This window comes from Ruminococcus sp. 210702-SL.1.03 (assembly GCF_020559915.1).
Lineage (GTDB): Bacteria > Bacillota > Clostridia > Oscillospirales > Ruminococcaceae > YE71.
Window position 1 is genome coordinate 1 of record NZ_JAJCLZ010000025.1, and the last position, 19888, is coordinate 19888.

Below are 19888 nucleotides of genomic sequence, written 5' to 3' on the forward strand. Positions count from 1 at the left end.
AACCTATGACCCTCTGCTTGTAAGGCAGATGCTCTCCCAGCTGAGCTAAGCTTCCATATTTCTTAGGTTTTCGTTGCTTGTGTTTCACAACATGATATATTATACACTAAGATCCCGCATATGTCAACACTTTTTTGCAAAAAAAATTCACTTTGTATACTTGCACAATGAAATTTGCGTTATCAACAATGCAAATTGTGCTATTTTTATAAATACGCGCGCGGATTACTCTATTGACATTTTTTCTTTTATAATGTATAATAATATTACAGAAAATTATAGGAGGAAGTTTTCATGGATATTTCAGCAATATTGGCTGACGGCAGCATAGCGTATTCATCTATACAACTTGTAAGGATATTGGTATGGATAGTTGTTGGCATAGTTATCGGCAATAAGGCTAAGGCAGCGGGGCTTTCATTCGCACCGTACTTCCTGCTGACATGGCTGTTGGGACTTATCGGTCTTGCTATCTCGCTTATTCTGATAAACAATAAGAAGAATTCTTACAACCCGTACAACCGGTTCAGCCAGTATCAAAATCCCAATCAGTATAATCAGTACCAAAATCAGTATGACCCTAATCAGAACCGGTACAACCAGTATGGTCAGGGTCAGTACAACCAGTACGGTCAGCAGGGCTATTATCAGCAGAATAACTACCGGCAGAACCCTTATCAGAACGCGCAGGCTCAGCAGTTCCACACCTGCCAGCATTGCGGCAATAAGCAGAAAGAGGGCGGCTTCTGCGAGATCTGCGGCGGCAAGCTCGATTAAGCTATAAAGGCAACACCGCACAACTACCGCCTAGCGGCTTTGTGCACATCTTGCTTGCGTTTTTGCGAAGCCAAAACAATTTTCCGTCATATCACCCAAAACCTCCTAGCTTAACGCGAGTTAAGCGTCGTCGGCTTTAGGCAATCTGACGAAAAATCTGACGACGCGATCTGCACACAATAGTTGTGCGGTATTGCCTAAAATTTCAGCGCACGGCTTTTTACGGTCGTGCGCTTTTTTTGCAGGAAATATATTGTTCACATAACATTCCTTGATTTTGTGACAGTATGGTGATATAATAAACTAAATATGTTCATGCAAAAGGGGCGGCGGGTATGTCGATATTCGGTATCTTTAAAAAGAAAAAGGGCGGCAGTACTGAAACTGCGCTCGAAAAGCACGTTCGCGAGCTGAAATGCCGCAAGATAAGCCTTGTCGATACCGACTTGGACGAGCTTGCCGCCGATATGCAGCGCGACCCGCAGAGCGTCATGAAGCTCACGCCCGTCAATTATTACGCTGTGAAGAACGAGTACATTCTCGCGCTGGTGTATATGTCGGCTGATTACAGCGAAGCTTATGTGAAGTTCAAGCGGGTGGCTTATGAAAAAGTAACGGGCGAAACGGGGCTTTTCCAACTGGATAAGCACACGCTCGCCCGCTTTCTTGCTAAGGTGGGTATTATGATAAACGTTGACGTCGATAAGGCTGATACGTCGGAAAATTCAGCGCCTTGAGAAAAGCCTGCTTACACCTTTTACTATGGCGAAAGCCAGCAAACCTATCAGCACGCCAAAAAGCGCGCCCGCAAGCACGTCGGTAGGGTAGTGCACGCCGAAATAGTTGCGCGAAAAGCCGATAAGCGCCGCGACGATGTACGCCGCCGTGCCCAGCTTTTTATCGTACATGAAAATGGCGGTGGCCGCGGCGAAAGAGCTTGCGGTGTGCCCCGAGGGGAACGAAAAGCTGCAGGGGTGCGGTATCACGGTGTCGAGCGCGGGCTGTAAGGTGAATGGTCTTGGACGTCGGATCAGCTTTTTTACAAGATGTTCATTCAGCAAAAGCTCGAGAAGCAGGGCGGTGAGCACCGTGCAGCCTGCGCGGCGGCGTTTTGCGAAAAAGAGCATCACGATGCCCGCGAGTATCCAAAAAACGCCCGCCTCGCCCATATAGGTGAAAGCGCCGAAAAATACGTTCAGCGCCTTGCAGTGAAGTCTTTGCAGCGCTTCCAGCAGGCTGAGGTCAAGCTGAGTTATACTGTTCATAAAAGTTTACCTCCGGTGTTTGTTATATTATAACACATGCCGCGCAAATAAGTCAATAATGTCAACAATAATCTTCAAAGGAGATATGTAATAAAATGGTGAAATTATTTCGCTATCTGAAAAATTATAAGATAGAGAGCATTCTCGGCCCGCTCGGCAAATTCCTCGAAGCTATATTTGAGCTGATAGTGCCGATAGTTATGGCGAACATCATCGACATAGGTATCAAAAATTCCGATAAGCCGTACATCTACCGTATGTGCGGCGTGCTGGTGATGCTCGGCGTGCTGGGTCTTGCCGCATCGCTCACAGCGCAGTATTTCGCGGCAAAAGCAGCGGTAGGCTTTGGCACTGAGCTGAGAAACGACCTTTTCCGCCACATAAACACCTTCTCGCACGCCGAGATAGATAAAATAGGAAGCTCCACTCTGGTAACGCGCATGACAGTTGACATCAACACCGCGCAGACGGGCGTTAATATGCTTCTGCGCCTTTTCCTGCGCGCGCCTTTTATCGTTATCGGCGCTGTTATAATGGCGCTCTCCATCTCGGTAAAGCTGACTCTCATCTTTTTAGCTTCCATACCCCTGCTCTGCGCGGTGATCTGGTACGTTATGCACCGCACTGTGCCGATGTACAAGAAGATACAGAAAAAGCTGGATAAGACGACCCTTCTCACGGGCGAAAACATCGCGGGCGTTAGAGTTATCCGCGCTTTCTCGCGTCAAAACGACGAGGAGAAGGACTTCCGAATGGAAACCGAAGCGCTTCAGATAATGCAGGTAGGCGCGGGAAAAGTTTCCGCTGTGATGAGCCCGCTGACATACGTTATAGTCAATATCGCCACTATGCTTATCATATGGTGCGGCGGTATCAGCGTAGACCACGGCGGCATCACTCAGGGCGAGGTCATCGCGCTTGTAAACTACATGACGCAGATACTGCTTTCGCTTATCCGCCTTGCCGAGCTGATACAGACTCTTACCAAGGCGCAGGCTTCCTCGCTGAGAATACTTGAGATATTCGATAAGTCCTCTTCGCTCACCGACGAGGGCAGCAAGCACATCACCGAAAATGCAGAAGCTCCCGCAGTAGAATTCAGAAACGTGAAGTTCAGCTATGTAAGCTCTGAGCGCGACTCGCTCGACGATATAAACTTCACTGCGGCGCGCGGCGAAACTATCGGCGTTATCGGCGGTACAGGCTGCGGAAAATCTACGCTTGTGAACCTTATTCCCCGCTTTTACGACGTTACGGGCGGCGAGGTGCTCGCGGGCGGCGTGAACGTAAAAGATTATCCTTTTGAGCAGCTGCGCGCTATGGTGGGCATAGTTCCGCAGAAGGCTGTGCTTTTCAAAGGCACTATCCGCGAGAATATGCAGTGGCGCGATAAAAACGCTGCCGATGAAGAGATAATGAAAGCCCTCGATATAGCGCAGGCTCTCGACTTCGTTTCGCAAAAGCCGAAGGGGCTCGATTACGAGCTTGAACAGGGCGGCAGAAACCTTTCAGGCGGTCAGAAACAGCGCCTTACGATAGCCCGCGCGCTGGTAGGCAATCCAGAGATACTCATTCTCGACGACAGCGCCTCCGCTCTCGACCTCGCTACCGACGCGGCGCTGAGAAAAGCCATCGCGCAAAAGACCGAGGGCATGACGGTGTTCATAGTTTCGCAGCGCGTATCTTCCATACGCAACGCGGATAAGATAATAGTGCTAGACGACGGCAGAATGGCAGGCATCGGCACGCACGAAGAGCTTTTTGACAACTGCGAAGTTTACAAGGAGATCTGTATGTCGCAGCTTACAGCAGAGGAGGCGAAGAAAAATGGCTAAGTTACCCGTAAAGCAGCAGGGCAGCGCTTCGGCGGTAAAGCCGCTTCTCCGCTATCTTAAACCATACAGAAAAGAGCTTACAGCGGCGCTGGTGCTCGCAGTCATAAACGTAGCGGCTACCCTTTACGCGCCTATACTAACGGGTCATGCGGTAGACCTTATAATCGCCCCCGGCAAGGTAGATTTCGCAGGGCTGAAACCGCTGCTGGTGAAATTCGCGGTCACTATCGTTATAGTAGCGCTCTCACAGTACGCAATGACGCTCTGCACCAACAAAACAGCTTTCTCGGCGGTAAAAGACCTGCGAAACGACGCTTTCGCGAACCTGAACCGTCTGCCGCTGAGATACATCGACTCTCACCCCAAAGGCGATATAATCAGCCGACTTATCTCAGACATCGAGCAGATCTCAGACGGCTTGATAATGGGCTTCGCTCAGCTTTTCACGGGCGTTGTTACAATTGTCGGCACGCTGGGCTTTATGCTCTCGATAAACGTGAAGATAACCCTTATAGTGGTAGTGCTCACGCCGATCTCGCTTTTCGCGGCGCGCTACATCGCTAACAATACTTTTAAATTTTTCAAACAGCAGTCGCAGGTGCGCGGCGAGCTGACGGCGTTCGTTGAGGAAATGACGGGCAACCAGAAAACGGTGAAAGCTTTCGCCCACGAGGACGAGGCTGAGGAAGGCTTCGGCGAAGTAAATCAGCGCCTGAGCGACGTAAGCGTAAGCGCGATATTCTTCTCATCTATGACCAACCCCGTTACCCGCTTTATAAACGGTCTTGTATACGCGGCGGTAGGCATAGTCGGCGCTATATCCGTTATCGGCGGACATTTTTCGGTAGGTATGCTCTCCTGCTTCCTCACCTACGCTAACCAGTACACCAAACCTTTCAACGAGATCTCGGGCGTTATCACCGAGCTTCAGGGCGCGCTCGCTTGTGCAAAGCGCGTATTCGAGCTTATCGACGAGCCGCAGGAGATACCCGACGCGGAGGACGCTCATGTGCTTACCGAGGTGGACGGCACTATGCACGCAGAAAACGTGTACTTCTCTTACGACCCGAAAGTTCCGCTCATTGAGGAATTTAACCTTGACGTAAAGCCCGGTCAGCGCATCGCGATAGTCGGCCCTACGGGCTGCGGCAAGACTACCTTTATAAATCTGCTCATGCGCTTTTACGATGCGGACAAGGGCAGCATTTCGGTAAGCGGTCTGCCGATAAAGAGCTGCACGCGCGACTCGCTGCGCTCGGTATACGGCATGGTATTGCAGGACACTTGGCTGAAAACAGGCACTATACGCGAAAACATCAGCTACGCCCGCCCCGACGCGGAGTTCAAGGACGTGGAAGCGGCAGCGAAAGCGGCTTACTGCGACGGCTTTATCCGCAGACTTGAAAACGGCTACGACACCGTGATAACTGAGGACGGCGGAACGCTTTCGGCAGGTCAAAAACAGCTTCTTTGCATTGCGCGCGTAATGCTCGCACTGCCGCCGATGCTGATACTCGACGAGGCGACCTCCTCGATAGATACCCGTACCGAGATACTCATTCAGAAAACTTTCAACAAGATGATGGAGGGCAGAACGAGCTTCATAATCGCTCACCGCTTATCCACGATAAAGGAAGCCGACTGTATTCTGGTAATGAATGCGGGCCATATAGTAGAGCAGGGAACTCACGGCGAACTTATGGCGAAAGAAGGCTTTTATGCTAAGCTTTACAATTCGCAGTTTGAGAGCTGAGAAAAAATTTGCGGCGAATTATAAAAAAGTGTTGAAATTTGTTTTGAAGTGTGCTATAATAGACTTGTGTATATGGTGCGCATATGGAAAGTATGCGTATCAGAGATAAAATTTTGGAAGGAATGGTAAAGAAAGATGAGCAGATCACAGACAAAGCAGAAAAAATCTTCGGCTGCTAAAAATGTTGCGATATTTTTTATCGTTTTCATAATACTGGAAGGCTTGATAGTTTTCGGACTTTCAAAGCTCTTTAAAAACGAGGATTCGGTAGTTACTATCGGCGGATACAGCTTCTACCTGATGGACAGCGACAACATGGCGCCAGACTCGCCGAAAAATTCGCTCGTTATCGCGGCGGAGGGCGTGCCCTCACCCGATAAGACGGGTTACGCAGTGCTTTGCAAAAACGTAGGAGGCGAAGGCACTACCGTGGGCTGGCTGCTGGACGTAAGCTCTAAGGGCGATACGGTAGACGGCGTAGTTTACACAGTTTACCAGAACAGCGCCCCCGATAAGCATTACGACCTCAAGAGCGATGATATTATCGGCATAGCTACCAGCTATTACATGACCGCGGGCAAGATAATCTCCTTCGTGGCAACGCCTTTCGGCATGGCTATCTGCATAGCCGCTCCGCTGGTGCTGCTCGTAGTTATCGAGCTGATAATGGCTATCGCACGCCGCTCTAACGACGATGATTATGATGACGACGATGAGGATTACGATGACGAAGGCGATGAGAACGTTACCCTAGACGATTTCCTCTACGGCGGTGAAAACGACGAAGTTTACACATCTGAAAAGCCTAAGGATACATATCAGGAAGAGTTTGAGGATAAGTACGCTTCCATGATGCGCAAAACTGAGCGTCCCGCTCCCGTTTACGAAGAGCCTGAGCAGCCTGTGGAAGAGCCTGTTTATGAAGAGCCGGCACAGCCCGTTCAGCCTGTACAGACCGAAGAGCCCGCTCCCGCGCCTGTTCAGCAGGAAGCCCCCGCAGAAGAGCCTGCCGTGGAAGCTAAGCCCGAGATCGACCCCACTTATTACGAGCGCGCATCTAAGATGATCGACGAGGCAGTTACCACTAAGGAAGAGCCGCAGGAAGCTCCCGCAGAAGAGCCTGCACCCGCGCCCGCTCCTGAAAAGAAGCCCGAGCCTGCACGCAGACCTCGCCCCGCAAACGGTCAGCCGCCGAGAAAGAGACCTCCTCAGCACGGCGCACGTCCCGCAGGCGCACGCAGACCCGCACAGCACAGACCCGCGAACCGTCCCGCCGCACCTCGTCAGGACGCAAATGCAGCTCTCGCACAGCTTATGAAGATGATGGAAGAAGAGCAGAACAAGCTGAAAGACCAGAACAAGGATAAGTAAGCTTGTACGCAAAATTTACATTGCGTTCATAAATGTGCTTGACAAGGGCAATTTAATATGCTATAATAAATATACCTCTTTATGAGGTATATTTTTTTGCGCTCTTTTGCGTGAAAATCATAAGTTACCTCAGGGCTTTTTAATAGCGAAAAGCCTGCGCATAATGCGTATGAGGGAGGCAGACCGCACCCGGCTTTTGTTCTCGGCGGGGTGTAAATTTCGTCAGGAGGTGCCGAACATGAGAGTTAAGATCACCCTCGCGTGCACAGAGTGCAAGCAGAGAAACTACAACACTAAGAAGAACAAGAAGAATGACCCTGACAGACTTGAAATGAACAAATACTGCAAGTTCTGCAAGAAGCATACTCTTCACAAAGAGACCAAGTAATTGGAAAGGGGCTTTTGTTAATGTCTAAGAAAGCTGATTCCAAGAAAGAGGTCAAGTCTTCTAAGAAAGACTCCGCCAAAAAAACTAAAAAAGGCGGCATCAAAAAGTATTTCAGAGATCTGAAATCTGAGATCAAAAAGGTTGTCTGGCCCGATAAGGCTAAGGTAGTCAACAATACCGGCATCGTAATAGGTGTAATGGTAGTAGTTGGTCTGTTCCTTTTCGGTATAGACACCGCGCTGATGGCGGGCATGAACGCTCTGCTGTCGATAGGCGGCAAGTAAGCCGCACGGAAGGTTTTCACAGCTTCAATGTTTTGGGAGGAAGATACAAATGGCTGATAACGCAAAGTGGTATGTGATCCACACCTATTCGGGTTATGAGAACAAGGTGAAACAGAATATTGAAAAGGTAGTAGAAAACCGTAAACTGCACGACCTTATCTGCGAGATAAGGATACCTATGGAAAGCTATACCGAGGTAAAGGAAGCGAAAAAGGTCGAGGCAGAAAGAAAGCTTTTCCCCAGCTATGTGCTCGTGAAAATGGTCATGACCGATGATTCGTGGTACGTTGTAAGAAACACCCGCGGCGTTACCGGTTTCGTAGGCCCCGGATCAAAGCCTGTGCCCCTCAGCGATAAAGAGGTAGAGGCTCTGGGAGTAGAAACAGGCGCTATGACTGTAGAGGTAGATTACAGCGTGGGCGATAACGTGGTAGTTACCACAGGCTCTTTCGAGGGCTTTACAGGCGTTGTTTCGAGCATAGACCTCGAGGCTCAGACCGTAGAGGTAGTAGTTTCGATGTTCGGCAGAGAAACACCCGTAAGCCTGCCCATCTCACAGATCAAGGCAGAGGATTAAGCTTTTAACATTCAAAGGAAAAAACGCAGTTTTTATGTACGAAACTGTGACAAGTGGGAGAGTTGATCGCACAGCTCGCCTTACCACAATTTTATGGAGGTGCGAATAAGATGGCACAAAAGGTAGTAGGCTTGATTAAGCTTCAGATCCCGGCAGGAAAGGCAACTCCTGCTCCCCCTGTTGGTCCTGCTCTGGGTCAGCACGGTGTAAACATCATGGCATTCACAAAGGACTTTAACGAGAGAACTAAGAACGACATGGGTCTTATCATCCCTGTTGTTATCACAGTTTACGCTGACCGTTCTTTCTCGTTTATCACAAAGACTCCGCCTGCGGCTGTTCTTATCAAGAAGGCCTGCAAGATCGAATCCGGCTCCGGCGAACCTAACAAGACTAAGGTCGCTACTATTACTAAAGAGCAGATCCAGAGCATTGCAGAGCAGAAAATGCCCGACCTCAACGCAGCTAACGTTGAGTCTGCAATGAGCATGATCGCAGGTACCTGCCGTTCGATGGGCGTTGTAGTAAAAGACTGATACAGCCATCGAGGCAAGAAGGTGGGAGGATCAGGCTCTGAAAAATGAGCGCTGAGCTCCGTCATGACCACTAACAAGGAGGATTTATAATGAAACACGGCAAGAAATATGTTGACAGTGCAAAGGCTGTTGATAAGTCGAAGCTTTATGACGCTCCTGCTGCTCTCGAGCTTGCAGCCAGCGGCGCAAAGGCTAAATTTGATGAAACAATAGAGGCTCATATCCGTCTGGGCGTTGACTCTCGTCACGCTGACCAGCAGGTAAGAGGCGCAGTTGTACTGCCCAACGGTACCGGTAAGAAGGTAAGAGTTCTTGTATTCTGCAAGGAAGACAAGTTCGAGGCTGCTAAGGCTGCCGGCGCTGAGTACTACGGCGGTATGGATTATGTAGATAAGATCGCTAAAGAAGGCTGGATGGACTTTGACGTAGTTATCGCTTCACCCGACATGATGGGCGTAGTTGGACGTCTTGGTAAGATCCTCGGACCTCGCGGACTTATGCCTAACCCCAAGGCAGGTACTGTTACCCCTGACGTAGCTAAGGCTGTTACCGAGGCTAAGGCAGGTAAGATCGAGTATCGTCTTGACAAGACCAACATCATTCACTGCCCCATCGGCAAGGCTTCTTTCGGAGCTGAAAAGCTTGAGGAGAACTTCAACACCCTTATGGAAGCTATCGTAAAGGCTAAGCCTGCGGCTGCTAAGGGTCAGTACCTCAAGAGCGTGGTAGTAGCTTCTACCATGGGCGTTGGTATCAAGGTAAACACTGCTAAGTACGGCGCATAATTCTAATTACTGAATATTTTTTCAAGAGCTGTCGAAGAAATTCGGCGGCTCTTTTTTGTTTGCACGTTTGTTTACTATGCACAACTTGTGGCTCGAATATTAACGATTATGCACAAAATACTCTGTGTCATTTAGATAAGCATATAGTAAAATGTATATGGCATATGCAAAAAAGCAGTTGACAAAAAGCGATATGTGGTATATAATTAAAGTATAATACTCACGGAAATTGCAAATAATTTGCACTTTTTTAGTGTACTTTATACAAAAATTGTCCAGTCAGGAGGATAAATAATGTCTAACGAAAAAAACACGGATTTCGATTTTTCAAAGATCGACGAGATCCTTGAAAGACACGAGCCTACCGCTGTGATCGCTATTTTGCAGGATATTCAGGAGATATACCGCTATCTGCCCCCGCAGATCTTCCCCTACCTCGCTAAAAAGCTCAACACCAGCGAGGCAAGAATTTACAGCGTAGCAACCTTTTACGAGAATTTCTCGCTCGAGCCGAAGGGTAAGTACGTCATCAAGGTTTGTGACGGAACTGCCTGCCATGTAAGAAAGTCGATACCGATACTCACTTACCTGCGCGACGAGCTGGGTCTGAACGAGTCGAAGCACACCACCGACGATCTGACCTTTACGCTGGAAACGGTTTCATGCCTCGGCGCTTGCGGACTTGCGCCCGTACTCACCGTAAACGACGTCGTTCACCCCGAAATGACGCCCGATAAGGCGGCGGCGCTGCTCAAAGAATTAAAGGAGGAGAAATAATGCTGCTTAAAGACAGAAATGCTCTTGACGAGTTCAGAGATCTTTATAAAAACGCTGTGGACGCTCAGAAGAAAAAGATACTCATCTGCGCGGGCACGGGCTGCGTTGCGGGCGGTTCGCTCAAAATTTACGCAAGGCTCATCGAGCTGCTGAAAGAAAAGGGCGTAGACTGCGTAGTTTCGCTGGCTGACGAGCCGCACGATGCCGATTTTCACAAAGGCTCGGTAGGCGTAAAGCGCAGCGGCTGCCACGGCTTCTGCGAAATGGGTCCGCTGGTGCGCATCGAGCCGGGCGGACTGCTTTACACAAAAGTCAAGGTCGAGGACTGCGAGGAGATCGTGGAAAAGACCATCATCGGCGACGAGTACATAGACCGTCTTGCGTACAAGCAGAACGGCGTTATCTACAAACAGCAGGAAGAGATACCTTTTTATAAGATGCAATCGCGCATAGTGCTTGAGCACTGCGGCCACATCGACGCGACCTCTATCAAGGAGTATCTCGCCATCGGCGGATACCGCGCGGTGGAAAAGGCGCTTTTTGACATGAGCCACGAGGACATACTTAACGAAATGCTCGAATCTAACCTGCGCGGCAGAGGCGGCGGAGGTTTCCCGCTCGGCAAAAAATGGGTGCAGGTAGCACGCCAGCCAGAGCCTGTAAAGTATGTAGTCTGTAATGGCGACGAGGGTGACCCCGGAGCGTTCATGGATCGCTCCATCATGGAGGGCGACCCCCACCGTCTGCTCGAAGGAATGATAATCGGCGGTATAGCTACTGGCGCGCGCGACGGCTACATTTACGTTCGCGCTGAGTACCCGCTGGCTGTTTCGCGTCTGCAAAACGCTATCAAGGAAGCCGAGGAGTTCGGTCTGCTGGGCGATAACATTCTCGGCACTGACTTCTGCTTCCATATGCACATCAACCGCGGCGCGGGCGCTTTCGTCTGCGGCGAGGGTTCGGCACTTACCGCCTCGATAGAGGGCAAGCGCGGTATGCCGCGTGTAAAGCCGCCGAGAACGGTAGAAAAGGGACTTTTTGAGAAGCCCACCGTGCTCAATAACGTAGAAACATTTGCCAATGTGCCCCAGATAATCCTAAAGGGCGCTAAGTGGTACAAGTCGATAGGCCCTGAAAATTCGCCCGGAACTAAGGCTTTCGCGCTGACGGGAAATATCAACAACACCGGTCTGATAGAAGTGCCTATGGGCACGACCCTGCGCGAGATAATCTTCGACGTTGGCGGCGGTATCCGCGGCGGAAAGCAATTTAAGGCTGTGCAGATAGGCGGCCCTTCGGGCGGATGCCTTGTTACCGATAACCTCGATATTTCGCTTGACTTCGACTCGCTGAAAAAGGTCGGTGCTATGATAGGCTCGGGCGGACTTGTAGTAATGGACGAGAGCAGCTGCATGGTAGAAGTCGCGAGATTTTTCATGAACTTCACTCAGAACGAATCCTGCGGCAAATGCGTACCCTGCCGAGAGGGCACAAAGAGAATGCTGGAAATACTGGAGAAAATAGTTGCGGGCAACGGTGAGGACGGCGATATAGAAACGCTGCTCGAGCTTGCCGACACCATCAAATCCACCGCGCTCTGCGGACTCGGCAAGAGCGCCGCAAGCCCCGTAGTTTCCACGATAAAGAACTTCCGCAGCGAGTATGAGGCGCACGTTTACGATAAGAAATGTCCCGCCGGAAACTGCAAGAAGCTGGTAACTTATCAGATAGACCCCGACATCTGCAAGGGCTGCTCGAAGTGCGCGAGAGCCTGCCCCGTAGGCGCGATAAGCGGAGAGATAAGAAGCCCGTTCCACATCGACACCGCGAAGTGCATAAAGTGCGGAGCGTGCATAACGTCGTGCAACTTCAAAGCAGTTAAGGAGGTCTGAAAATGAACAGCAATTTTATGATTATAGACGGCACTCCCATAGCTATAGAGGGCGAAAAGAATCTGCTTGAGCTGATACGCAAGGCGGGCATAGACCTGCCGACTTTCTGCTACTACTCAGAGCTTTCCGTTTACGGAGCCTGCCGTATGTGCATGGTAGAGAACAAATGGGGCGGCATGGAGGCTGCCTGCTCTACGCCGCCGCGCGCGGGTATGGAAATAAAGACCAACACCCCGCGCCTTAGAAAATACCGCAAAATGATACTGGAGCTGCTGCTTTCAAACCACTGCCGCGACTGCACCACCTGCGATAAAAACGGCACTTGCAAGCTTCAGGAACTCGCCGCGCGCTTCGATATACACCGCGTGCGCTTTAATAATCCTAAGTCTGAACCCGACATCGACGATTCTTCGCTCTCGATAACCCGCGACGCCAACAAGTGCATACTCTGCGGCGACTGCGTAAGAATGTGCAACGAGGTGCAGAATGTCGGCGCGATAGATTTCGCTTTCCGCGGCAGCAAGATGAAGGTCGCCTGCGCTTTCGATAAGCCCATCGGCGAATCTAACTGCGTTGGATGCGGACAGTGCGCCGCGGTATGTCCCACCGCTGCGATCGTTATAAAGGACGACGCTCACAAGCTTTGGAACGAGCTGAACGACCCCGATACCCTCGCCATCGCGCAGGTAGCCCCCGCCGTTCGCGTCGCCGTCGCCAAGGAATTTGGCTACAAGGGCGAGAACGTTATGGGCAAGATAACCGCTGCGCTCCGCCGCATAGGCTTCGACCTCGTTTTCGACACCTCTACCGCCGCCGACCTGACGGTAATGGAGGAATCGAACGAATTTATCGAGCGCCTCGAAAAGGGCGGGCCTTTCCCCATGTTCACAAGCTGCTGCCCCGCCTGGATAAAGTACGCCGAGAACGAGTACCCCGACTATCTGCCGAACATTTCGAGCTGCCGCTCGCCGATGCAGATGTTCGCTTCCGTCATCGCCGAGCAGTACAAAGACTGCGGCAAGCGCCTGCTTTCTGCGGCGGTAATGCCCTGCACGGCTAAGAAGATGGAGGCGGCGCGCGATGAGTTTAAGGATGAAAACGGCAAGCCTTACGTTGATTACGTCATTACCACACAGGAATTGGTAAAGATGATAAAGCAGGCGGGCATAGTTTTCGCCGACCTCGAGCCGGAGGCGGTAGATCTGCCTTTCGGCACTATGACCGGTTCGGGCGTGATATTCGGCGTTACGGGCGGCGTTACAGAAGCCGTTATCCGTCGCGTTTCTCCCGATAAATCGCTCGCTTCTCTGCGCAACCTCGCTTTCGAGGGCGTTCGCGGATTTGACGGCATCAAGGAGTACGAGATCCTCGCCGACGATACCACGCTGAAGATCTGCGTTGTGAACGGTCTGGGCAACGTCGCGAAAGTTATGGAACGCATCAAAAATGGCGAGAAATACCATCTGATAGAGGTAATGGCTTGTCCGAACGGCTGTATCGGCGGCGGCGGACAGCCAATAGCCACCGCGACCGAGAAGCACAAGCGCGGCGACAACCTCTACGCCGCCGACAAGCTCTGCACGCTGAAATTCTCAGAGGAAAATCCGCTGATGAAAGAGCTTTACGAGGGCATACTCAAGGGCAGAACTCACGAACTGCTTCATGTAAATTATGTAAAATGACAGCATAACTAAAGGCGGGCTGTACGCAAAGTACGGCTCGCCTTATTTTTTATGCAGAAAATTGAACTGCGCGGGCTTTCAGCCTGCCATCTTCGCAGACCAGCGCGTACTCGCGGCAGCCTGTCTGCAAGATCATATCGCTGATGGAGTTTTCGGCGATGCGGCGGATTATCCTGCGCACGTCGCGCGCCTGAACGCTGCCGCTTTTGCTGACGCTCGTCATACATTCGTCCGCGACCGCGGCGGGGCATTCGGCAGAATAGCTCATGGTACAGCCGATGGTAAGCAAGCGCGATTGCAGCAGGCAAAGCTCTCTTTCCGCCGCCTGCGTCAGCGAAGTTTTGTCCAGCGGGCGGAAAGTTATTATCTCGTCGATCCTGCCGAGCAGCTCGGGCGAGAGCAGCTTTTTCAGCTCAGCCATGCAAGCCTGCGATACGCCCTCGCCCGCACGCTCGCCGAAGCCGACGGTGTGACGGTTTTCCAGCTCCTTAACGCCCGCGTTGGTCGTCATAATGATGAACGTGTTCGCGAAGCTGACCTTGCGTCCCGCCGAGTCGGTAAGGCAGCCGTCCTCCAAAATTTGCAGCAGCAGGTTGAAAATGTCGGGGTGCGCCTTTTCGATCTCGTCAAAAAGCACCACTGAGTATGGCTTGCGCCGCACCTGCTCGGTCAGCTTGCCGCCCTCCTCGAAGCCGACGTACCCCGGCGGCGCGCCGATCAGCCCCGAAACGCTGTGCCGCTCCATGTACTCCGACATATCGAGCTTTATCAGCGAATCTTCGCGCAGGAAGAGCTTTTCGGCGAGAGTTTTTGCGAGCAGGGTCTTGCCGACGCCGCTGCTGCCCATGAAAATGAAGCTCCCCGCGGGGCGCTCTTTGCCGCTCAGCCCCAGCCGCAGCCGCCGAACCGCCGCGCACACCTGCTCCACCGCCGCGCTTTGTCCGAAAACCTCGCCCTCGATCTCTTCTTCCAGGTGCATCAGTCGCTCGCTTTCGTCCTTTGTCAGCTCGCCGCACGGGATACCTGTTCGGCGGGAGATTACTTTGCATATCGCGCTCTGCGATAGGGCAGGGCGGTGCAGCTCCTCAGCCGCCGCGGCAAGATACTCCTCGCGGCTGGCGCGCCCCGCGATGTAGTCCTCAAAAATGCGCTTGTTGTCCGCACGCTCGCCGCAAAGCTCCGCCGCCGTCATAGCGCAGGCTTCGTCAAGCAGGTCGATGGCTTTGTCGGGAAAATGCTGATCGTTTACATACCTGCCCGCCAACCGCACCGCCAGCCTGATCTCCTCATCGCCGATGTCAACGCCGTGGTGCGCCGCGTAACGCTCGCGCAGACCGAAAAGTATCTTCTCCGTTTCCTCCTCGCTCGGCTCTTCGATGTTCACGCGCTGAAAACGCCTGTCTACTGCGCCGTCTTTCTCGATGGTCTTGCGGTACTCGGCGAATGTCGTCGCGCCGATTATTTTAAGCTGCCCGCGCGCCAGCGACGGCTTCAAGATGTTCGCTGCGTCGATAGCGCCCTCCGCCGCGCCCGCGCCCATTATGTTGTGCAGCTCGTCGATGAAAAGTATAACGTTGCCCGCGCTGACGGCTTCCTCGATGCAGTTTTTCAGCCGCTCTTCAAAGTCGCCACGGTATTTCGCGCCCGCCAGCAGGCTGGTGAGGTCAAGCTCGAAAATGCGTTTGCCGACCAGTTGGCGCGGCACTTCGCCGTACATTATCCTGTGCGCCAGACCCTCCGCGATGGCGGTCTTGCCGACACCCGCTTCGCCGACCAAGCAGGGGTTGTTCTTGCGGCGGCGGCATAGTATCTCGGCGGTGCGCTGCAATTCCTCCTCGCGCCCTATCAGCGGGTCGAAGCCCATGCAGGCGGCGCGCGTCGTCAGCTCACGCCCGAACTGCTCGAGGTATTTCAGCTTCACTTTTGAATCGCAAGCGTCGGCGATAAGTTCGCTGCCGCCCACGCAGTCGGCGTGCATTTTGTTGAGGTTCACGCCCATGCTTTTGAGCATTCTCACCGCGCAGCAGCGCCCCTGTTTCAGCATCGCTGCGAGGATAAATTCGCTGCCGCAGGGCGATGTGCCAAAGCCCCCCGCAAGCTTCGCCGCGCCGCTGAGTATCGTCACGCACGATGGGGTGAGGTCGTTTTCCGTCATGCGGCAGGGTGTGCCGCGCCCGATGATGTATTCCAGACGGTCCTCGGTCTTTTTGAGGTTAACGCCGTGTTTTTTGAGTATCTGCGAAGCGGTGCAGCCGCTCAGCCGCGTCATTGCAAGCAGCAGGTGCTCGCTGCCGACATATGTGTGTCCCCAAGCGCCCGCGCACTCAGCCGCCATCTGCGTTATCTCGCGCGCTTTGGGCGTAAAGCCCGACATTTCAAAGCCTGCCATAGTATCAGCTCTCCTTTTCAAAAAAAGTTCCACCAATATAATTGACTGTACTTACTATCCTATGCAGCGGGCGGCGAAAAAATCACTTTATACAAAAACAGACCCTCGCCTACGAAAGGCAAGAGTCCGGATTTTTGTACTATTAGAAATTGGTCTATCAGAGATCTACCTTAGGCAGACCCGCAAATCCTGCCGCAAGGTCGTCGTCGGTGGGTATGTAGTCACTCATTTCGCCGTCGTTGAACTTCTGATATGCTACCATGTCGAAGTAGCCCGTGCCGGTCAGACCGAAGAATATCGTCTTTTCTTCGCCAGTTTCCTTGCACTTCAGCGCTTCGTCGATGGCAACACGGATAGCGTGACTGCTCTCGGGGGCGGGAAGTATGCCCTCTACGCGCGCGAACTGCTCAGCCGCCGCGAAAACGCGCGTCTGCTCTACCGATCTTGCGGTCATCAGCTTGTCATCGTAAAGCTGCGAGAGTATCGAGCTCATGCCGTGGTATCTAAGTCCGCCTGCATGGTTTGCCGAGGGGATAAATCCGCTGCCGAGTGTGTACATTTTCGCGAGCGGGCAAACCATTCCCGTGTCGCAGAAGTCGTAAGCGTACTTGCCGCGGGTAAGGCTCGGGCAGGATGCAGGCTCTACTGCGATGAATTCGTAGTCAGCTTCGCCGCGCAGCTTTTCGCCCATGAAAGGCGCGATAAGTCCGCCGAGGTTTGAGCCGCCGCCCGCGCAGCCGATTATAACGTCGGGTTTCACGCCGATCTTTTCAAACGCTTTTTTCGACTCCAGACCGATAATCGACTGGTGCAGAACTACCTGTGAAAGCACCGAGCCGAGAACGTAGCGGTAGCCTTCGCTGCCGGTTGCGGTCTCAACTGCTTCCGAGATAGCGCAGCCTAGGCTTCCCGTAGTGCCTGGGTGCTCGGCGAGTATCTTTCTGCCTACGTTCGTGGTGTCAGAGGGCGAGGGCGTTACAGAAGCGCCGTATGTCCTCATAACTTCGCGGCGGAAAGGCTTTTGCTCGTAGGAGCATTTTACCATGTAAACTTTGCAGTCGAGGCCGAGGTACGCGCACGCCATAGAAAGAGCCGTGCCCCACTGACCCGCGCCCGTTTCGGTCGTTACACCTTTCAGACCCTGCTTTTTAGCGTAGTAGGCCTGCGCGATGGCGCTGTTGAGCTTGTGGCTGCCTGATGTGTTGTTGCCCTCAAATTTGTAGTATATCTTCGCGGGCGTGCCGAGCGCTTTTTCAAGGCAGTAAGCGCGCACCAGCGGCGAGGGGCGGTACATCTTGTAAAACTCGAGTATTTCCTTGGGAATATCGAAGTAGGGGGTGGTGTCGTCCAGTTCCTGTTTTACCAGCTCGTCGCAGAAAACTACCGAAAGCTCTTCGGCGGTCATCGGCTTGAGCGTGCCGGGGTTGAGCAGGGGAGCGGGCTTGTTTTTCATGTCCGAGCGCAGGTTGTACCATTGCTTCGGCATTTCAGACTCATCAAGGTAAGTCTTGTAGGGAATATTTTTTTCCATAACAATCTCCAATCGTTAAATTACATAATAAAGCCTTGCATCAAGCGCTCTATTATATCAATTATACCATACTGTTAACTGTTTTGTCAATATATTGCCCAAAAATTTATAATATTTATATCGCTGACATCGAGTTTACTTTGTAAGCCGAGGTCATTCGCTGCATCTCGCGTATCAGCGAGTCGGCGAGTATCATGATAAATTCGCGGTTGGTCGGCACGCCGCGGTCTTTCGAGTAGATGAATCCGAAATATTTGACGTGCGCCTCATCGCTCGAATTGTTCCAGCAGCGCTTTATCACCGTGCGTATGCTGCGCTCCACGCTCGCGGTAGATACGTCGAACTGGTCTGCGATATACGGATATATCGTCTTGCACATACTATCGGAATGTTTGAGGTCTGAAAGACACAGCGCCACCAGCGAGCTCTGCAAATATGCCGAACCCGTGTAATTCGCAGTAAAACATAGCTCATTGAGCGCGGTATGCACTATATTATCCGCTGTTTGATACAGCGTTTCGCGCGATATATAATCTTTTTTGACTATATCCACAGCGCTGTATTTCAGCTTTGCCAATATATCTGTGTGCTTATACATATTGTCGATGTAATATATATCTTTACATTCGCTATGTATATCGAAATATGGCGTGAACGGGTCGCAAAGTATATATACCTTTGTAATAGCGCTCTGCGCAGATATTTTGCGCACCAGCTCGCGGTATTCAAACGCCCCCTCCTCTATCAGAACGGCGAATGGCGGCTGCGTCATACATTCCTGCAATATATCCAGCGGTTCTGCGGGACATACCTTAACACTTACGCCATTTTTAGTTAGCATATCAGCCAGTTTTCTCATGTTTTCACTTTTGCTGCATAACAGCGCTTTCATCTCGACCATTTTCAAACTTCCCCCTAGAATTGTTGACAAATACAAAGCGTGTTTAAAAGTTTAATGGGTTAAATCCATAAACTATTATATATATCTTTGACTTCGGTGTCAATGTGTTCACCAATAAATCATCGCACGGAACATAAAATAATCACAAAAGTTGCTGATTTCTTGTGCAATATGCTGAATTTTCGACGTTACTGTATTTTCCAGTCGATATAAATTGATATTTGCAGCATATATTTGATATGTAAAATGCGTGTAAATATATATAAACACAGATTTTACAAACATATATCCCGATATATTCTGCCCTGAATATCAAAATATATATCAAGATATATATAAAATACCACATATGGTATCTGATAGCTTGCCAAATACCATATGAGATTATATATCCCTACTTTTCGGCTTTTCAGAGAGCATTTTCATTCCCATTATCAGCACAAATGCTCCAAACAGCTTTCTTGATATATCTCCGTCAATCTTCATCGCGATATTTGCCGATATTATCGCCGTCACCGCGCCTGCGAGCATGGCGTGGAGCGCGCTTTTCCAGTCTACCAGTCTGTTTCGGGTGTGAAGCCCCACCGCGCACGCCGCCGCGGGTATGAAGAAAACCAGATTTATGCCTTGTGCCGCCTGCTGACTCACACCCGCAAACACTGTCAGATATATTATCAGAAACGAGCCGCCGCCCAGCCCCATCGCCGCTGCCATTCCCGCCAAAAATGCTACCGCCGTAACCGCCATTTTCCGCACCTCACCTAATTATCATGCGCACGCCGAAATATATCATCACCGCCGCGAATAGCCGTTTGACCAGCAGGGGAGATGCCTTTTTCAGCGCCGCCGAACCGACGATCACCCCTGCCAATCCGCCCGGCAGGTATCTCGCCGCTTCTCGCAGGTCAAGGCTGCCGTTTTTCATGTACACCGCCGCGCTGACAACGCTCAGCGGAAGCATTATCGCGAGGGAGGTCGCGTGCGCTTTTTTCGTTTCCAATCCGCCGCTTTCCAGCGCGGGCACGCTCAGCAGTCCGCCGCCTGAGCCGAAAAAGCCGTTCGCCGCGCCGCCCGCCGCCCCCGCGAGTACCGCCCGCAAAGTCTGCGCCGTGAATATTTTCCGCATAAAAAAATCACCTCTAGCT

At 51.6% G+C, this 19888-nt stretch carries 19 protein-coding genes; 13 read left to right on the plus strand and 6 right to left on the minus strand.

Going from position 1 to position 19888, the window contains the following annotated elements; all coding sequences use genetic code 11:
- Positions 1 to 294: 294 nt before the first annotated feature.
- On the plus strand, positions 295 to 777 hold the full coding sequence (locus LI114_RS10870) for a hypothetical protein (RefSeq protein ID WP_227220661.1): 483 nt from the start codon (positions 295 to 297) through the stop codon (positions 775 to 777).
- Between the two features lie 335 nt (positions 778 to 1112).
- On the plus strand, positions 1113 to 1514 hold the full coding sequence (locus LI114_RS10875) for a hypothetical protein (protein WP_227220662.1): 402 nt from the start codon (positions 1113 to 1115) through the stop codon (positions 1512 to 1514).
- Here the strand turns inward: LI114_RS10875 and LI114_RS10880 are convergent.
- Positions 1503 to 2042 carry a phosphatase PAP2 family protein gene (locus tag LI114_RS10880; protein WP_227220663.1) on the minus strand — a complete coding sequence of 180 codons (540 nt, stop codon included), beginning with the start codon at positions 2040 to 2042 and terminating at the stop codon, positions 1503 to 1505. The genes LI114_RS10875 and LI114_RS10880 overlap by 12 nt on opposite strands.
- Before the next feature lie 95 nt (positions 2043 to 2137).
- Here LI114_RS10880 and LI114_RS10885 point away from each other — a divergent pair, with 95 nt between their 5' ends.
- The 11 genes from LI114_RS10885 to LI114_RS10935 all read left to right on the plus strand — a co-directional run bounded on the left by LI114_RS10885 (position 2138) and on the right by LI114_RS10935 (position 13922).
- Positions 2138 to 3877 (plus strand): ABC transporter ATP-binding protein, encoded by a 1740-nt coding sequence (locus tag LI114_RS10885; RefSeq protein WP_227220664.1) that lies wholly within the window; start codon positions 2138 to 2140, stop codon positions 3875 to 3877.
- Entirely contained in the window at positions 3870 to 5630 is a 1761-nt protein-coding gene (locus LI114_RS10890; protein ID WP_227220665.1) for an ABC transporter ATP-binding protein, read from the plus strand. Before LI114_RS10885 ends, LI114_RS10890 begins: the two co-directional genes overlap by 8 nt.
- Positions 5631 to 5765: 135 nt before the next feature.
- Entirely contained in the window at positions 5766 to 7001 is a 1236-nt protein-coding gene (locus tag LI114_RS10895) for a hypothetical protein (RefSeq protein WP_227220666.1), read from the plus strand.
- 238 nt (positions 7002 to 7239) lie between these two features.
- Positions 7240 to 7389: a 50S ribosomal protein L33 gene (gene rpmG, locus LI114_RS10900; RefSeq protein ID WP_002848320.1), complete on the plus strand. Its 150-nt coding sequence runs from the start codon at positions 7240 to 7242 to the stop codon at positions 7387 to 7389.
- Positions 7390 to 7409: 20 nt separating this feature from the next.
- Positions 7410 to 7673: a preprotein translocase subunit SecE gene (secE, locus tag LI114_RS10905; protein WP_227220667.1), complete on the plus strand. Its 264-nt coding sequence runs from the start codon at positions 7410 to 7412 to the stop codon at positions 7671 to 7673.
- Between the two features lie 49 nt (positions 7674 to 7722).
- Positions 7723 to 8250 carry a transcription termination/antitermination protein NusG gene (gene nusG / locus LI114_RS10910; protein ID WP_022128404.1) on the plus strand — a complete coding sequence of 176 codons (528 nt, stop codon included), beginning with the start codon at positions 7723 to 7725 and terminating at the stop codon, positions 8248 to 8250.
- Between the two features lie 110 nt (positions 8251 to 8360).
- Positions 8361 to 8786 (plus strand): 50S ribosomal protein L11, encoded by a 426-nt coding sequence (gene rplK, locus LI114_RS10915; protein WP_227220668.1) that lies wholly within the window; start codon positions 8361 to 8363, stop codon positions 8784 to 8786.
- An 89-nt stretch (positions 8787 to 8875) separates the two neighbouring features.
- On the plus strand, positions 8876 to 9571 hold the full coding sequence (gene rplA, locus LI114_RS10920; protein WP_264468288.1) for a 50S ribosomal protein L1: 696 nt from the start codon (positions 8876 to 8878) through the stop codon (positions 9569 to 9571).
- A gap of 294 nt (positions 9572 to 9865) precedes the next feature.
- Complete coding sequence (locus LI114_RS10925) at positions 9866 to 10348, plus strand: complex I 24 kDa subunit family protein (RefSeq protein ID WP_022128407.1); 483 nt, start codon at positions 9866 to 9868, stop codon at positions 10346 to 10348.
- On the plus strand, positions 10348 to 12240 hold the full coding sequence (gene nuoF / locus LI114_RS10930) for an NADH-quinone oxidoreductase subunit NuoF (RefSeq protein ID WP_022128408.1): 1893 nt from the start codon (positions 10348 to 10350) through the stop codon (positions 12238 to 12240). The genes LI114_RS10925 and nuoF overlap by 1 nt, the downstream gene beginning before the upstream one ends.
- A 2-nt stretch (positions 12241 to 12242) precedes the next feature.
- Positions 12243 to 13922 (plus strand): [FeFe] hydrogenase, group A, encoded by a 1680-nt coding sequence (locus LI114_RS10935; protein ID WP_227220670.1) that lies wholly within the window; start codon positions 12243 to 12245, stop codon positions 13920 to 13922.
- Between the two features lie 49 nt (positions 13923 to 13971).
- On the opposite strand, the gene LI114_RS10940 is transcribed toward LI114_RS10935, so the two are convergent.
- The 5 genes from LI114_RS10940 to LI114_RS14185 form a co-directional block, all read right to left on the minus strand.
- Complete coding sequence (locus LI114_RS10940) at positions 13972 to 16311, minus strand: ATP-dependent Clp protease ATP-binding subunit (protein ID WP_227220671.1); 2340 nt, start codon at positions 16309 to 16311, stop codon at positions 13972 to 13974.
- A 157-nt stretch (positions 16312 to 16468) separates the two neighbouring features.
- Positions 16469 to 17842: a TrpB-like pyridoxal phosphate-dependent enzyme gene (locus LI114_RS10945; RefSeq protein WP_227220674.1), complete on the minus strand. Its 1374-nt coding sequence runs from the start codon at positions 17840 to 17842 to the stop codon at positions 16469 to 16471.
- A 115-nt stretch (positions 17843 to 17957) separates the two neighbouring features.
- Positions 17958 to 18743, minus strand: coding sequence for a sporulation initiation factor Spo0A C-terminal domain-containing protein (locus LI114_RS10950; protein ID WP_227220676.1), 786 nt, complete (start codon positions 18741 to 18743; stop codon positions 17958 to 17960).
- 384 nt (positions 18744 to 19127) lie between these two features.
- On the minus strand, positions 19128 to 19490 hold the full coding sequence (locus LI114_RS14180) for a TSUP family transporter (protein ID WP_264468289.1): 363 nt from the start codon (positions 19488 to 19490) through the stop codon (positions 19128 to 19130).
- 10 nt (positions 19491 to 19500) lie between these two features.
- Positions 19501 to 19869, minus strand: coding sequence for a sulfite exporter TauE/SafE family protein (locus tag LI114_RS14185; protein ID WP_264468290.1), 369 nt, complete (start codon positions 19867 to 19869; stop codon positions 19501 to 19503).
- Positions 19870 to 19888: the final 19 nt, after the last annotated feature.

Coding starts and splice junctions, on each gene's coding strand:
- LI114_RS10890 (WP_227220665.1), top strand. CDS start 3,870: ATGGCTAAGTTACCCGTAAAGCAGCAGGGCAGCGCTTCGGCGGTAAAG.
- LI114_RS10925 (WP_022128407.1), top strand. CDS start 9,866: ATGTCTAACGAAAAAAACACGGATTTCGATTTTTCAAAGATCGACGAG.
- secE (WP_227220667.1), top strand. CDS start 7,410: ATGTCTAAGAAAGCTGATTCCAAGAAAGAGGTCAAGTCTTCTAAGAAA.
- LI114_RS14185 (WP_264468290.1), bottom strand. CDS start 19,869: ATGCGGAAAATATTCACGGCGCAGACTTTGCGGGCGGTACTCGCGGGG.
- nuoF (WP_022128408.1), top strand. CDS start 10,348: ATGCTGCTTAAAGACAGAAATGCTCTTGACGAGTTCAGAGATCTTTAT.
- LI114_RS10950 (WP_227220676.1), bottom strand. CDS start 18,743: ATGGTCGAGATGAAAGCGCTGTTATGCAGCAAAAGTGAAAACATGAGA.
- LI114_RS10885 (WP_227220664.1), top strand. CDS start 2,138: ATGGTGAAATTATTTCGCTATCTGAAAAATTATAAGATAGAGAGCATT.
- LI114_RS10940 (WP_227220671.1), bottom strand. CDS start 16,311: ATGGCAGGCTTTGAAATGTCGGGCTTTACGCCCAAAGCGCGCGAGATA.
- LI114_RS10875 (WP_227220662.1), top strand. CDS start 1,113: ATGTCGATATTCGGTATCTTTAAAAAGAAAAAGGGCGGCAGTACTGAA.
- LI114_RS10880 (WP_227220663.1), bottom strand. CDS start 2,042: ATGAACAGTATAACTCAGCTTGACCTCAGCCTGCTGGAAGCGCTGCAA.
- rpmG (WP_002848320.1), top strand. CDS start 7,240: ATGAGAGTTAAGATCACCCTCGCGTGCACAGAGTGCAAGCAGAGAAAC.
- rplK (WP_227220668.1), top strand. CDS start 8,361: ATGGCACAAAAGGTAGTAGGCTTGATTAAGCTTCAGATCCCGGCAGGA.
- LI114_RS10945 (WP_227220674.1), bottom strand. CDS start 17,842: ATGGAAAAAAATATTCCCTACAAGACTTACCTTGATGAGTCTGAAATG.
- LI114_RS10895 (WP_227220666.1), top strand. CDS start 5,766: ATGAGCAGATCACAGACAAAGCAGAAAAAATCTTCGGCTGCTAAAAAT.
- LI114_RS10935 (WP_227220670.1), top strand. CDS start 12,243: ATGAACAGCAATTTTATGATTATAGACGGCACTCCCATAGCTATAGAG.
- LI114_RS14180 (WP_264468289.1), bottom strand. CDS start 19,490: ATGGCGGTTACGGCGGTAGCATTTTTGGCGGGAATGGCAGCGGCGATG.
- nusG (WP_022128404.1), top strand. CDS start 7,723: ATGGCTGATAACGCAAAGTGGTATGTGATCCACACCTATTCGGGTTAT.
- LI114_RS10870 (WP_227220661.1), top strand. CDS start 295: ATGGATATTTCAGCAATATTGGCTGACGGCAGCATAGCGTATTCATCT.
- rplA (WP_264468288.1), top strand. CDS start 8,876: ATGAAACACGGCAAGAAATATGTTGACAGTGCAAAGGCTGTTGATAAG.